The sequence below is a fragment of the candidate division KSB1 bacterium genome (assembly GCA_034506335.1).
GTDB lineage: Bacteria > Zhuqueibacterota > Zhuqueibacteria > JANLFK01 > Oleimicrobiaceae > Oleimicrobium.
Map to the genome: position 1 here is coordinate 1 of JAPDPR010000063.1, position 14,656 is coordinate 14,656.

A 14,656-nucleotide genomic window follows, 5' to 3' on the forward strand; every position below is an offset into this window, starting at 1 on the left:
ACTCGCTTGCCAGAGGAGAGGACCTGACGCACATGCTCAAGGAAGGCCTCGTAGAATTCCATCTTGTAGCGCAGCCGCTCTGGAGAGGCCTTGCCGTTGGGAAAGTAGACGTTGTAAAGCACAAAATCGCCATAGTCGGCCACCTGGGTCCTCCCCTCGCTGTCGAAGCGCTCGACGCCGAACCCGGGCTTGACCTGCAACGGCTCGCGCTTGGTGAACATGGCCACTCCGCTATACCCAGGACGCTCCGCCGAGGCGAAAAAAGCCTTGTACCCCTGGAGCCGGGCCAATTCCTTAGGGACCTGCGAGGCGTTGACCTTGGTCTCCTGCAGACAAAGGATGTCCGGTTGCTCTTGGATCAGCCAGTCCACGAATCCTTTTGTCACAACGGCGCGCAAACCGTTCACGTTCCAGGAAAGCATGCGCACGACAGCCATAGGATCTCCTCACTTGGGGGGTGCCTGGCCAACAGCGAAGTAGGCGAGAAAATAGTGTGCTTCCGCAGTGCCGTCCAGCGTCGGCTCGTTGGTGGCATAATCCCAGGTATCGTCGTGGTACACCACCAGGTCCGACTGGAATTCAGCATAGGGGTCATCTCGCGACAGCCTGATGCCTTTCAGGCTATTGAAGATGGAGGCATAAACTGGGCCGTCATTGAGGGCGCCCAGGATCTGCCGCCCCAAGTGCAAGGCGATGGCGCTGTGCGGGAACTGCGGCGTGTTCCCTTCCTGCCCGGGAATGCCCACAAATTGGCTCACGCCCCACGGATTCCGCCCCAAAAGCCAATCGCGCGTCTCCGTCATCAAGAGGTGGTAGGCGGTGTCGCCGGTCATGGTCTCGTAAAGCAGGCACTGGGTCACCAAGGCAGCGGCCAAGTTGTTCGAACACCAGATGAAAGGGATGCCGATATGGTAGGGGTTCCCTTGTGCCTTGCGCCACACCGCCTCGATCCCCTGGCGGTAGTAATCTGCGAGGGTGTCGCGCAACGCCTTGTCTTCTGTCACCTGCCACAAGGCAAAGTGTCCAAGGTTCATAAAGGGGTAGAATTCATAGTGGTGCGCGGTATCGGCGCCCATCCAGGAGACGGTAGTGGCGAGCCGCGCATAGGATCGGGCCTCGTCAAGGTAGCGCTTCTGGCCGGTGAGGCGGTACAGTTCCGCTGCGCCCCATTCCATGTCGTCGGCCCAGGTGCGTTCGTGGTAGCGGTAGGGCGCGCGACAGGGAGTGCCCTCTTGGCAACCAGGTTGTCGTCGCCCCATCTCGTAAACCTCCTCGGCAGCCTTCAGGCACCGCGCCGCGAACCACTCCTCGCCGATGTCGCGGCGCCAGATGTCGGCGGCCATCGCCATCGCCGCCGCGTACCGGCCGGCAAGATTGGCGATGCCAGTGGAGGTGTTTTGGTACTGTCCCAATCCCTGTGGCTCTCCCGTCGCATAGTAGACCACCCGGTAGCTACCTGGGCCATAGCCGTAATCCGCAGAGTCCGCGTAGGGCATCTTGAAACCGATGTGGTCGCGGTCATCAGCCACCTGGTGAAAGAGCTGGTCCGGCGCTGGATGCATCTTGAGCATCCATTCCAGTCCCCAGCGCGCCTCGTCCAACACATCAGGCACTCCGTTCGGGGAAGGATGGCCCCAGTAGTCTACCTTATCCGCAAACTTGCCCTTGTTTAGGCGATACGAGAAAAGCAAGCGTCCCACCGCGTTGCCAGAAGTCAGGAGGTAGCGCAGATAGTCGCCGGCATCATGCCAGCCGCCGCTCACATCGATGAAGGTACCATCCGGCATCGGCCCGTACACCGTGCGCCCATCCTTACGGTGGCACACCTCATCCAGGAAGGGATTGTAGCCACAGCGCTGTTGCCGCAGGTAGGCAAGGACGAGTTCGTGGTAGTCTTTGTAGGCCTCCGCGCCGATGGTGAAAGGAAGAGATGTGTACGGGGTTCCAGAGATTTTTACCTTGAATCGCCCCGGAGTGCGCACCTGGCTAAAGTCCAGGCGGTAGTGAAAGGGAAAGTTTCCCCAGGCACCAACACTGGCTCCGACCGCCTGCGGCCCCCACGCCCGCTTTCCCGTGGCTGCGTCGATCACCTCAAAGCGCGCCCCGTCCAGAGAGTGCCGCGAAAAGGCGATAGCCACCTTCGGGTCTCCGGGCAGATAGCCGACCTGGTTCACCCGTACGTGAATGGTTGGAATGCCCTTTTGGGCTGCCGCTGCGCCGTGCGCCACCATTACCACGGCCAGCAGAAGACAAAGCGCTCTTGTCACCTGCCCCACATTACCCTCCATGTTCTCCGGCTCTCTTTTGTGTGCCCTCCACCAGCTGACCAAAGCGGAAGCACGATACCAAATGGTCATTGACTAGACCCACCGCCTGCATGAAGGCGTAACAAATGGTGGGACCGACGAACTGAAAACCATAACCCCGAAGGGCCTTGCTCAACGCCTCTGCCTGTGGCGTAGTGCTCGGCACCTGCCGCATCTCATGCCAGTAGTTCAACACCGGTTTGTGGTCCACAAAGCTCCACGCAAAATCGGCAAAACTCCCCCACTGTTGCTGTACCTTGAGGAATGCCTTGGCGTTGCGGACCGCCGCCTCGATCTTTGCCCGGTTGCGTACAATCCCTGGGTCGGCTGCCAGTTCCTCCGTCTTCTTCGCCCCGTACGTGGCCACGACCTCTGGGCGAAACTGGTCAAAAGCCGCGCGAAAACGTTCTCGCTTTCTGAGAATCGTAGCCCAACTCAGGCCGGCCTGAAAGCCTTCCAAAATCAGGAACTCAAAGAGCAGGCGGTCGTCATACACGGGCACGCCCCATTCCTCGTCGTGGTAGCGCATGTACAGGGCGTCCACACCCACAGCCCAATCGCAGCGGGGAAGATTGTCCGGACCCGGGAGCACCATGCGCTACTCTTTCTTCCAACAGTCCGCCAGCGAGACGACCCGGAGCTGGTGTTCAAACTCCTCCAGCGTCACTTCCTGTTGAGGAGTGAAGGCAACCTCCATACTGCGACCCGGCAACAGGTCAAAGTAGTTATCGCTGAAAAAGCCCTCGCACCGCTCCGTGCTGAGCCAGACGTGACGTGCTAGCACGTGGGAGCGAAGCGCCACCACGAATGCACCGGCACCTTCCCTACAACGAACCTCGATCTCTGCGGCGGGGAGTGCAAAGTCCTTTGGTGCCGCGAAAAAGCAGGAGTTGGACGACACCGTCCGCTTTCCTTGGCGCAGCGCGCAATGGAGGAATACCCGCTTGGGGTCGCCATTCTGCAACAGCTTGGCAACAGGTGCCTGCCACACCACCTTGCTGCTCTGGGGTTCCACCGCAATCTTACGCTGCTCGCTCATCAGCACCTGCCCTGCCACATCCATCAGTTCCACTGCCAAAGTAACTTGAGTCTGTTCTCTGCGGTCGGAGACCACGTAGACCTTGAGGTCATCCCCATCCACGTAAGGGCTGACCAGGAGCTCGGCATAGAAACGCCGCGCGTAATAGTGCAGTGCCTTCCACCGCCCAAAATAGTCGATGCTGGACCAGGAGGCTACCGGCCAGCAATCGTCGATCTGCCAGTAGAGCGAGCCCATGCACCTGGGCATGATGCGGCGCAGGTGCTCGGCTCCGCGCTTTATCCCTTCTGCCTGCAGCACCTGGCTCAAGTACAAGAAGCTGGGAAAATCTTTGGGTTCAGGATAGTCCCGGAGCATGTACTCGCGGATTATCTGATTGCCGCGGGGGTGCTTCTGATGCACCATCATGACCGGCGACTGGATGTCGTGGTCTGCAGGCACCGTGTACGCCTGCACAGTTTTCAGCTCTGGGAACGACTGAAAGCCGTACTCGCTCATGAAACGCGGGCACTGCTTCTCGTACTCTGCAAAAGGGGCCCCTGCATGCCAAACTCCCCAGTAGTGCATGTCGCCGGCGCTCGGTGAATTGGCCTCGGCCTGAAAATTGGAGCTCGGCGAGCTGGGCCAATAGGGCCTAGTCGGGTCCAGCTCCTGGCACACAGCCGGCAGCACCTTGTGGAAGATTGCTTCATAATCTGCCCAGACTGAGGCCGGGAATCGCTCCTGCCACCCCCAACTGAACCACCCCCATTCCATTTCGTTGTTGCCGCACCATAGCACGATGCTGGGGTGGTGACGCAACCTCTTCACCTGGTAGATTGCCTCCTCGTGCACGTTCTCCAAGAACTCCGGGTCACCGGGATAGAGGCTGCAGGAGAACATGAAATCCTGCCACACCATGAGGCCCAACTCGTCGCACAGCCGGTAGAACTCGTCGTCTTCATAGACGCCTCCGCCCCAGACACGCACCATGTTCATGCCCGCGTCGCGGCACGAGGACAACAGGTGCCGGTAGCGCTCTGGGGTCACCCGGTTCAGAAAGACGTCCGCAGGAATCCAGTTTGCACCCTTGGCAAAGACCGGAACACCGTTGACCACGAACGTAAAGCTCTTCCCCCACTGGTCAGCGGTTTGCCGCAGCTCAAGGGAGCGGATGCCCGTCCGAAAGGTCCGTTCGGCGAGCACCTTCCCCTGGTCAAGGAGACGCGCGACAAAGGTGTAAAGCGCTTGCTCACCCATGCCGTTGGGCCACCAAAGGCGCGGCCGCGCCACGGTCACGTCCAGAGCTACGCAGTTGCTGCCTTGCTGAAGGTGCACCTGCTTCTGTACCTTAGCGAAAGCCTTCTCCTGGCTTTCCAGAACGAGTGTCATCTCGCATGGGAAAACCGCCTCCGCCTCGACCAACACGGTGAGCAGCGCTTCCTCGCTGTTCACCCGCCTTGGTATCACGTGCAGGCTCGCGATGCGGGCCATGTGCCACCTCTCAAGGTACACCGGCCGCCAGATGCCGCATGTCACAAAACGAGGCCCCCAGTCCCAACCGTAATGGTAAGGGGCCTTGCGCGTGTAAGGGCTGGTACCTACCGGATCGTTGGCCGCTGGCAATTTGAATGGTGCCTGGTGCAACCGAGGCATCGCCTCGCGAATGGGCGAACGAAAATGGACCTCCAGGATGTTCTCGCCGGTGCGAAGCAGATCCTTGCACGGCACGCGCCACTCTCTGAACATGTTGTTCGCATCCAAAACCTTCGTGCCGTTCAGCAGGACCGTGGCGTAGGTGTCCAGGCCTTCAAAGACCAACTCGCATTGCTCGCTCTGCGGGATGGGCTCATCGAGCCAGAAGGAGCAGCGGTATTCCCAGTCCGCTTCGCCGATCCATTGCAGCTTCAGCTCATTGTCCCGGTAGAAGGGGTCCTCAATGAGCCCGCTGGCCAGAAGGTCCGTGTGCACACACCCTGGTACAGAGCCAGGATACCATTGTGTTTCTCCAACTTTGCGAAACTCCCAATTCCGATCCAGGTAACGCACGCCTACTTTCTCCCAGATGCGACCATCCACCGAAGAGAGCAGCAAGCAAACAGTGGCAATTGCGCCGGCCTGCACACCCAGTTTGCAACGGAACCAGCCTGCCACCGCGTTGCGCCCTGTAACTGCGGCATCCATTTCCACCGGAGTTTCTCCCACGCGAGAAACCGCTTGCGTGCACCACTCCATTTGTCTATATTTGCGCGGAAGCTCATATGCGAGAGCTGGAACGTCCAGCCTCGGCTTCACAGGCTGCACTTGTTAGCTCTCATGCAATGGCCCCACCACGAAACCGGAGTTGAATGCGATGGCGAGGCGCCACAGTATTGTCTTGGCTTCATTAGCCGTTCACCTCGCCCTGTCCCATGCGGGCTCGGCGCAAATCAAGGCTCCTGACAGCACTGCCCTGCGGAAGGCCTTGCGCCTGCGCTTGGATGTGGCGCAGACCAGTTTTGCCAATTGGGCCCAGGGAGCAGATAACAGTCTGGCCTATGTGAGCGGTCTGAGTTTTGCCCTTTCACAGGACCGCCCAGCTGCAACCTGGCAAGCTAAGGCTGACCTTATCTTCGGGCAAACTCGCCTGGGTGGCAAAGGACTCCGCAACACCCAGGACAAGATCGACCTATATGCCCAGTACACGTGGAAAAACAAGGCCCTCTCCAACCCCTATGCGTCCCTGAGCTTCCTCACTCAGTTTGCCAAGGGCTACGACTACCGCAAGACGCCGCCACTGCTCAAGTCGGACTTTTGGGACCCAGCGTATTTGCTGGAGAGTTTCGGCTTTGGGCTCTTGCTCACTCCGCGCGTGCAGACAAAGGTGGGCGGAGCCGTCAAGCACACCTTCACGCGCAACCTCCATGCGTACAGCGATGACCCCAAAACCCCGGATCGCATCGAACGCGTTAGGGTGGAACCAGGTCTGACAACCCGCACCGATGTGGGCATTGCCGTCAATAGCAACCTCAAATTCGCCCACACTCTGGAGGCCTTTTCCAACCTGCGGGGTTATCGCCAAATCGATGTGCGCCTGGACAACCGCCTCGAAGCAAAGGTAGCCAAGTTTGTATCGGCGAATCTTAACGTCTTTCTGCTCTACGACCGCGACCAAACGCGAAAGGTACAGATGAGGCAATTCCTGGGCATCGGGTTCATGCTAGATGTCTTCTGAGCCCACCATGTCCAAACCGGCCACGACGATGTGCAAAACTAACAATCCGCGAGGACAAGAGCAAGGGCTTTTTGTGCGGCATGGTCGGGACGCGTGTCCCTCGGTGCTCAGCGGATGGACTGGCCCACGCATGGGTGTTCTCCCAACAAATATGTACCTTATGGCCCCCGGCCTCACGCAGGGTCGGTAGGAAGCCTAAGCCGAGACGACCTCGTGCCTTCTATCGTCACTTAAGTAACCGGAAGGCGAGGAGTTATGGTCTCAGGAGAAGCGGCAAGATGATTCCGCAACGCTGCGTCTGCGTCGGGGCGCGGCAGCACCAGCAACGCACTTCCGGACCGCGGCCTGAGGACACCGCCGCCAAGACGCGGGAGGAAGACACACCCGCGGCAGCAAAAGTGGAGGGGACTATGCACAAACGCACACGCGCGCGCTGGTACTTACTAGGCTTGGTCTGCTGGTTGGCACAGGCAACCTCGTCGTCAGCCCAGCGTCTCGATCTCGTCGCCGGGAACTTGATCCAGTTCAATGACAACGGCGCGTGGTGTTGGTATCAGGACGAACGGGCGGTGATTGACACCTCCACCAACAAGCTCATCGTGGGCTCCGTGGCTTGTCCGTCCGGCGCAGGGGGGCCATCGCGGAGCGGTCTTGTCGAAAGTGTTATCCTCGACCTCGAGACTCGGCAGCCCAAGCGATACATCTTGATGACAGCCGGGTGCGATGATCACAATGCTCCGGCCTTCCTGGTGTTCCCCGACGGCAGGTACTTGGCCATGTATGCCAAGCACTATGACACCGTGAGCAGGTACCGAATTTTCAGTGGCTCGGAGTGGGAGCTTGAGCGCCAGTTCGATTGGGCGAGCATTCCTGGTGGAACGGACTTTTACACCACCTATTCCAACCTCTTCTCTCTCCCCGCAGAAGGCAAAATCTACAACTTCGTGCGGTGCTATGCTCGCAGCCCCAACATGATGGTCTCGAGCGACTGGGCCAGTAGCTGGACTTACGGGGGCCTCCTCACCCAACCAGACGTCAACATAGGCTATGTCAATGGCTACTTCAAGTACACCAGCAACAACTATGACAGAATTGATTTTGTTTGCACCGAGCATCACCCGCGGGACTACAACACCAGCATCTATCACGGCTACATTAGCGGGGGAAGGAGTTTTGACTCGTTCGGGGCGGTCAAGGACAGTCTCATCACCGACAAGAGGGCACCTCGCCCGGCCGATTTCACCCTGGTCTTCGCCGCCAACACGCTCGTGAACCACGCCCGCATGACCCGTTGCTGGACCATTGACGTGCAACGCTATTCCGACGGCACCATTGCCACAATTTTCAAGGCCCGCGCGGACGACAACGAGCGAGACCACCGCTTCTTCTACGCACGATTCGATGGCACCAAGTGGAGCTGGACCTATTTGGGCAAGGCGGGCCCAAAGCTCTATGAGAGCGAACAGGACTATGTGGGCCTGGGTGCCCTGCATCCCCACGACCCGAACACCCTTTACCTATCCACTCCGTTCGATCCGCGCGATGATGCGGATCTGGGCAAGCATGAGATCTTCCGTGGCACGACTGCAGACCACGGCGCAACGTGGACTTGGGAGCCTATCACGATGCTCTCTACGCGAGACAATCTTCGTCCCATTGTCGCCGCCTGGAGGCCGGGCCACACGGCGCTGCTCTGGTTTCGCGGGAGCTATTACTCGGCCGGGCGGTTTGATGCAGCCGTGGTCGGCATCCTGGAAACACCAGATGAACATCAAACACCGATGCAATATGTCGATGCTAGTGAAGCCAACACCACCCTCGCCAATGGCGCGCCCCTGCCGGTCACTGGACCGGATCCGAACCCCGGCCCGGCCGATGGTCGCTGGCACTGGCGCACCGGCTTTGGTAACAGCGGGTCGGTGTTGGCTTCTGCAGAGACAGAGGGTGAGGACGCCCCGCTCTTGAAAACTGTTCTGCGGCTTCCTGAGCCTGGCACTTACGACATGTGGGTGAATTTTTGGGCAAACCCCAACGCGGATTGGAGGATCAAAGCCGGATGGTCACCGCAGCAGCTTCAGCTCTTCCGCGCCATGGCGTGCAAGCAGGTGGACAGGAATGCCCATCGCGAACCTCTTACCTACACGGGTGCTGGAAACACTTTTCTTTACCAGGCCTACCTCGGGAGGATCGAGGTCACGGATAGACTTGACACCGCTGTATACGTCGACGATGAACCCATCCCGCCAGGCACGCAAGGGCCGCTTGCGGGAAACACCGTGCGTACCTGGTATGACGGCATCAGCTTCGCGCGTGTTGAGTGTCTGACTGACGTGGCTCGCTCCCCCTTGGCGTCGTTACCCAGTGCACCGCTGCGGAATTTCCCCAATCCGTTCAACACACGAACCTCGATCGAGTTCGGTCTGCCCTCCGCGGGTTCTGTGCGCATAGTGATCTATGACCTACTCGGCAAAGAGGTCGAGAGACTGCTCGAAAGGTGGATGCCCGCCGGGGTCCACCGTGTGTCCTGGGAAGGAACGAACTACCCTTCCGGCCTGTATTTTTGCCGGATTTCTACCGCAAAGACCTCCCAGACAATCAAGATAACATTATTGCGCTGACAGAAAACCGGCACCAGAAGTGTAGGAGGGTCCCATTGGACGCGCGTGGAGGAACAGAGGATATCCGGCCGACTAGTCCTCAGATTGTCGACGTTAACTGGTCCACCCTTTCCCGACCATACTTCCCAGGAGGCCTCTGTGTTGTGGACAATGCAAATGCGAAACTGTAGGAAGCCGCGGAGAGTCGCTTCTATGCGAGCACGACACTTCGTTTTTCTGACCCTCATTGCCACCGGGTCTTGTCTGTGCCGTCATCATTTCGCTGTGGCAAGCACAGGTGACCTGGAAAATGCAGGGACCATCGTTCTGGTCGCTCTGCCCACCACAGGGGCAGCACTCGCCATTGCCAATCGCGATGCCCAGGGCCCAACACAATTGGCCAGCTCCCTGGCGGTCTCTGCGGGCCTCACCGTGGTCCTGAAATACTGCATCGAGGAGAAACGTCCGAATGGCGGGAAACACTCCTTCCCATCCGGTCATGCCTCCCTTGCTTTTTCCGCGGCAGACTTCATACGCGGGCGCTACGGATGGAAGTATGGGGCACCGGCCCTCGCGGCCGCAACCTTCGTCGCCTACAGCCGCGTGGCCTCACGACAACACTACGTCCACGATGTGGTAGCCGGCGCGGGGATCGGCGTTGCCTCCAGCATGTTGCTCACAAAACCGTACAAGGAGTGGAGAGTCTCTGTGCTGACAGGGCAGCAAACAGTCGTGCTGCGCCTATGGCGACACTTATGACAATCCTTGTTTGCTCACCGGGCTGATGTGATGCAGCTTTTTCGCACAACACTGGTGCTGAAAACACTGCCTGGCGCATTTGGAGCCAACGCGGCGGGAACCCTCAGGGCAAGCCGCGCAAGAAGGTGGGGATCACTGTTGGGTGGATGAATTCATTGCATCATTCTGCGCCGCCTTTCCCTCCGCGCCGTATGAGCCGTGTGCCCTGAGGCTGGTCCCCAAGTGTGACCCGCCCGCATGGGATGCGCTGAGGCCCAAGGGAGCCTCCTGCAGCGGGTGTTGAGGGAGCCCACGAGCGCGTTGCCCAGACATGACTCCGACAACTTCCGGCGAGAGGCTTGCAGCACGAAGGCCAACAGATCAAAGGGAGTCCTAGATGAAAAGGGAACCCACAGAAGACATGACGACTCACTACCCGTCCCGCCGCCAGTTCTTGTCTGCGTTCGCAAGTGCCGGCGCCGGTTTGTTCCTCTCACCCTTCTTAAAATCAACTCTCAAGACATGGGCACATCCTGTCGTAGCTCCACTCTCGGCAACGGTAGCGGTGACCCAGGCCGAAAGCTATGAACGCACGTTGGTCCGGCGAAAGGTAGAGCACCTCTTTGACGCACTCGGTGGGATCTCGGACATGTTCGGGGCCGGCAGCCGAGTGGTGATCAAGGTTAACCTCACCGGTGGTTCTGGCTCTGCCGGTAGCGCAAGGCTGCAGGGGGTGCCAATCACCGAGAGCATGTGGACCCATCCAGAAGTTCTGCGCGCCGTTGCCGAGCTGGTCATCGATTGCGGGGTCCGGCCTGGCGATATCTACTTCGTGGAGGCGCTGTGGGACTCTGCCTCCTACTTTAACTTCGGTTACAGCGCGGTACAACAGCAGCTTGGCGCGCGCATGGTCGACTTGAATCAACCCGCTCCCTACTCCCACTTCGTGGACCTGCCCGTGGGCGACCGGAAGTTTTTCTACGATTCCTTCAGGGTCAACCAGATTCTCCGCGACGTGGACGTGTATATTTCCATTCCTAAGCTTAAGCAGCACTACGAGGCCGGGGTGACAGCGGCCCTTAAGAATCAGGTCGGCATAGTTCCGAAACAGCTTTACGAGACCACCAGCAACAGAACGCGGAGGGAGGCCATTCATACCCAAGGGGGGCCCTCGTCCGCGCACTTGCCACGCGCCATCTGCGACCTGAATCTGGCTAGGCCGGTGCATTTGGCGGTAATCGATGGAGTCAAGAATGCCCGCGGAGGCGAAGGAGTCTGGAATCCCACGTTTCGCGTCGCCGAGGACCACGTGCTCGTGGCCGGAAGGGAGCCGGTAGCCGCAGATGCAGTGGCCACTTACCTCATGGGCATTGACCAGGAGGCAGAAACTCTGCCCCTGCCCGGGGGTGGGCAGTGCGATAACCACCTCCACCTCTTGTCCCAAAGAGGAGTTGGCACAAATCAGCTCTCGGCCATACACGTGGTTGGCGACGGCGCCGGCTTGGTGACGGCTGTGCAACCCGGTGAGATGCGCCCTTCGCCGCCTACTGCCTTTACCCTGTACCCCAACTATCCGAACCCGTTCAACACGGGGACTATGATCGGCGTGTCCTTACCTCAAGAAAGCCGCATAACCCTCGAGATTCTCGATGGAAAGGGAATACTTGTTGCGGTGCCGTTCAGCGGAAGACTGGGCGCGGGTTATCACCAGTTTCACTGGCAACCCCGGCACCTGCCGAGCGGCATCTACTTCTGTAGGGTGCGAGGTGAAGGAGTCGCTCAAAGTGTTAAGCTGGTCTACCAAAAATAACAACGAGGCGCAACCCATGAGTGACGAGTCCGTGTATCTCCGCAGCAATGGTTCCTCAGATGCTGCGTCCGAGGGCGATTCGTGGGGCGGACCACCACCCTGGTACCAAGCAGGCAGACGGGCACCCAGCCTGAGCTCATGCCCCCTTGCGAGCTTGAATCGGCGCGCAGAAGAGGCTCCGCCACCATGCCGGCCACCCTGCCTATTTGGCTTTCCATTGGGGGACAAGAGGCTGGTACAAGGCGCGCGGAAGTCATGAGTTGATGGTCTCCTCGTTCTAATACCATTGTCTGGCAAGAATGCAGCCCAAGCATGCTTGCCGGCAGGAGGTGAGCGCATGAAGGCGCGAATACTTGCGTTGGCGGCTTTGGGCGTAGTAGCCCTGCTGGCGATTCTTGTCTTGCTCCCAGGAAAACAGGCCTCTCATGAGACATCGATGGCATGGCTCCAGGGTGAGGCGGCAGAGGGTACCCGCGAGGATCCCCTCGCGCGTGCCCGCTATCAGTGGTTTCTGCTTCGGGACCCTGCGACGAATGAGATCCCCAAAGACATCGGCATCTGGGAATTGCGCTTCATCCAGAGCCTGGCCAAACGTGCAACCGGAGCATCGGGCCCTGTCACCAGCAATTGGGTTCACCGTGGCCCTCACAACGTGGGTGGCAGAACCCGGGCGCTCGCGGTGGATGTGGGAAATCCCGAGGTGATCTTGGCCGGCGGTGTTTCCGGGGGAATGTGGAAATCAACGGACGGCGGGAGGTCTTGGCGCAAGACGACCGCGCCGCACCAGCTCCACAGCGTCTCCTGCATTGTGCAAAATCGGGCCCCAGGCCAAAGGCACATCTGGTACTACGGTACGGGTGAATCATACCCGCGGGGAGGGACCGCGGCCCACCCCAATTTTAGCGATGCCTTCTATCGCGGTGATGGCATCTACAAGTCAACAGACGGAGGGGACTCCTGGTCGCTTCTCCCTTCCACCGTTTCGGCAACGCCAGAGGCCGAAGACGCATTCGACTATGTGTTCGGGCTTGAAACTTTTGGTCAGGACGGAGTGTTTGCGGCAACATCAAATGGACTTTTTCGGAGCACAGACGGCGGCACAAGCTGGGAGCGCGTGCTGTATTTCGGTCCTGCCTACCGCAGCACAGAGATCGCCGCCACCCCTTCTGGCGTCCTTTACGCCACCATCGGCGGCATAGGGCCGGACAACGGCGTTTATCGCTCCACTGACGGCCTTCGTTGGGACCGTATTTGTCCGCCGCAATGGCCGGACACTACGCAAAGGACTTCAATCGGCATTGCGCCCTCAAACGAGAATGTCGTCTACTTCTTTTCCTTCCTCTTTGGCTCGAAGACACGCCTTTGGAAATATGAACATGGTCGAGGCTGGACGGACCTGACGGCGAATCTGCCTTGGCAAGGGGAAATGATCACCTACGACGGGCACATGATGATCATCAGGGTGAAACCGGACGACGAGAACGTTCTGTTCGTCGGCACTGTCGGGCTCTACAGAAGTACCGATGGTGGCCAGAGCTTCGAACTGATCGGTGCCTACAGTGACTTTCACGTTGATCAACATGCAATTGTCTTTCACCCCTCCAACCCCCGTGTCATGTTCGTAGGGAACGACGGGGGAGTGTTCAAAACGGAGGACGATCTGGCCGGGCCTACGCTGGATCCAAAGTCCGGTGAGCGGCACATCGCGTGGCAATCACTGAACAATGGCTATCTTACTACGCAGTTCTATTCGGTCGCCGTGGACCATGGGACATCTGGCAGTGAAACGATCCTTGGCGGGACACAGGATAATGCGTTTCTCTATACCAACAGCTCCGATGCTCGGGCTCCTTGGGCGGTTATTTTCGGCGGGGCCATGGATGGTGGGTATACGGCAATCACAGACGGCGGCTCCTACTTCTACGGCACGCAGGCGGGCAGTTTCGCCGTCTGGCGGTTCGATTTTCCCAACGGGCAGCTGCGTTGGACTAACGTCACTCCCACACGGGCCCGCGGAGGTACCTTGTGGATGCCACCCTTTATCCTCGACCCGCATGACCAAAAGATCATGTACTTGCCGTGGCAGGACCAACTCTGGCGCAACTCCGACCTCACCGCCATCCCCTACGTGTTTCCGCCTGCGCCCACGGAGGTCAATTGGGAGCGCTTGGAGAACGTCTCAGGGGGGGCCATCACTGCGCTGGGCATGTCTCCGGGTCAGCCAAGGCGCCTCTACTATGCGACCTTCAGCTGGACGCCCGGGGCCAAGCTCTTTCGGCTAGATGACCCTCACGTGGGACAACCGCAACCCGAGGAGATCACTGCGAGTAACTTCCCCTACTACCCTTATTGCCCGGCGATAGGCTGTATAGCAGTTGACCCGCGCGATGCCCGCCGACTACTGGTGGCCTTCCCAAACTATCGTGTGATCAGCATCTATGCCTCTGAGGATGGGGGGAGCAGCTGGCTCCCCGTGGCAGGCAACCTGGAGGAGAATCCCGACGGCACAGGCAGCGGGCCTTCTGTGCGATGGATTTCCATTTTGTACGTGCAAGACCAACCGGTGTACTTCGCCGGTACCAGTGTGGGGCTGTTTTCTACCACCAAACTGGACGGCATGAGCACCGTCTGGGAGCAGGAGGCCGCGGAGGTCATCGGCAACGTGGTGGTGGATATGATCGATGTTCGGCAGTCAGATGGGTTCATTGCGGTAGGCACCCACGGCAACGGCGTGTACAGCACCTATCTGACTGAGCTACCTTCTGCCGTGGCGGGACGCGCACGACAGCCGCAGCATTTTGCGCTGCTTCCCGCCAACCCGAATCCGTTCCGCGGGTCCACATGCCTGACGTTTACGCTGTCGCGCGCTGGACAGGTGCGCGTTCAGGTGGTCAATCCGCTCGGCCAGCTGGTTGCGACATTATGTGACCAGCCCCTGCAGCCCGGTGCGCATAGACTTCAATGGGCTCCCCA

Annotated in this window: 9 protein-coding genes; 5 read left to right on the forward strand and 4 right to left on the reverse strand. The window is 59.3% G+C overall.

The window, feature by feature from the left end; genetic code table 11:
* The 4 genes from ONB25_13910 to ONB25_13925 all read right to left on the reverse strand — a co-directional run.
* Positions 1–437: exodeoxyribonuclease III (locus ONB25_13910; protein ID MDZ7393979.1), on the reverse strand; the 437-nt coding region annotated here is incomplete at its 3' end.
* A gap of 9 nt (positions 438–446) precedes the next feature.
* Positions 447–2,288, reverse strand: coding sequence for a glycoside hydrolase family 9 protein (locus tag ONB25_13915; GenBank protein ID MDZ7393980.1), 1,842 nt, complete (start codon positions 2,286–2,288; stop codon positions 447–449).
* On the reverse strand, positions 2,278–2,901 hold the full coding sequence (locus ONB25_13920; GenBank protein ID MDZ7393981.1) for a DNA-3-methyladenine glycosylase I: 624 nt from the start codon (positions 2,899–2,901) through the stop codon (positions 2,278–2,280). The genes ONB25_13915 and ONB25_13920 overlap by 11 nt, the downstream gene beginning before the upstream one ends.
* 3 nt (positions 2,902–2,904) lie before the next feature.
* Entirely contained in the window at positions 2,905–5,508 is a 2,604-nt protein-coding gene (locus ONB25_13925) for a hypothetical protein (protein MDZ7393982.1), read from the reverse strand.
* Between the two features lie 169 nt (positions 5,509–5,677).
* Here ONB25_13925 and ONB25_13930 point away from each other — a divergent pair, with 169 nt between their 5' ends.
* The 5 genes from ONB25_13930 to ONB25_13950 form a co-directional block, all read left to right on the forward strand.
* The gene (locus ONB25_13930; protein ID MDZ7393983.1) at positions 5,678–6,538 is read left to right on the forward strand and encodes a DUF3078 domain-containing protein; all 861 of its coding nucleotides are present in this window, start codon (positions 5,678–5,680) and stop codon (positions 6,536–6,538) included.
* Positions 6,539–6,816: 278 nt separating this feature from the next.
* The gene (locus tag ONB25_13935) at positions 6,817–9,156 is read left to right on the forward strand and encodes a T9SS type A sorting domain-containing protein (protein ID MDZ7393984.1); all 2,340 of its coding nucleotides are present in this window, start codon (positions 6,817–6,819) and stop codon (positions 9,154–9,156) included.
* Positions 9,157–9,348: 192 nt separating this feature from the next.
* Positions 9,349–9,894, forward strand: coding sequence for a phosphatase PAP2 family protein (locus tag ONB25_13940; GenBank protein MDZ7393985.1), 546 nt, complete (start codon positions 9,349–9,351; stop codon positions 9,892–9,894).
* A gap of 376 nt (positions 9,895–10,270) precedes the next feature.
* The gene (locus tag ONB25_13945; GenBank protein MDZ7393986.1) at positions 10,271–11,683 is read left to right on the forward strand and encodes a DUF362 domain-containing protein; all 1,413 of its coding nucleotides are present in this window, start codon (positions 10,271–10,273) and stop codon (positions 11,681–11,683) included.
* Positions 11,684–12,020: 337 nt separating this feature from the next.
* The coding region (locus ONB25_13950) for a hypothetical protein (protein ID MDZ7393987.1) at positions 12,021–14,656 on the forward strand (2,636 nt) is incomplete at its 3' end.

Excerpts from the sequence above, each read along its gene's own strand:
- ONB25_13945 (MDZ7393986.1), top strand. The coding sequence starts at position 10,271 with ATGAAAAGGGAACCCACAGAAGACATGACGACTCACTACCCGTCCCGC.
- ONB25_13930 (MDZ7393983.1), top strand. The coding sequence starts at position 5,678 with ATGGCGAGGCGCCACAGTATTGTCTTGGCTTCATTAGCCGTTCACCTC.
- ONB25_13925 (MDZ7393982.1), bottom strand. The coding sequence starts at position 5,508 with ATGGATGCCGCAGTTACAGGGCGCAACGCGGTGGCAGGCTGGTTCCGT.
- ONB25_13935 (MDZ7393984.1), top strand. The coding sequence starts at position 6,817 with ATGATTCCGCAACGCTGCGTCTGCGTCGGGGCGCGGCAGCACCAGCAA.
- ONB25_13940 (MDZ7393985.1), top strand. The coding sequence starts at position 9,349 with ATGCGAGCACGACACTTCGTTTTTCTGACCCTCATTGCCACCGGGTCT.
- ONB25_13915 (MDZ7393980.1), bottom strand. The coding sequence starts at position 2,288 with ATGGAGGGTAATGTGGGGCAGGTGACAAGAGCGCTTTGTCTTCTGCTG.
- ONB25_13920 (MDZ7393981.1), bottom strand. The coding sequence starts at position 2,901 with ATGGTGCTCCCGGGTCCGGACAATCTTCCCCGCTGCGATTGGGCTGTG.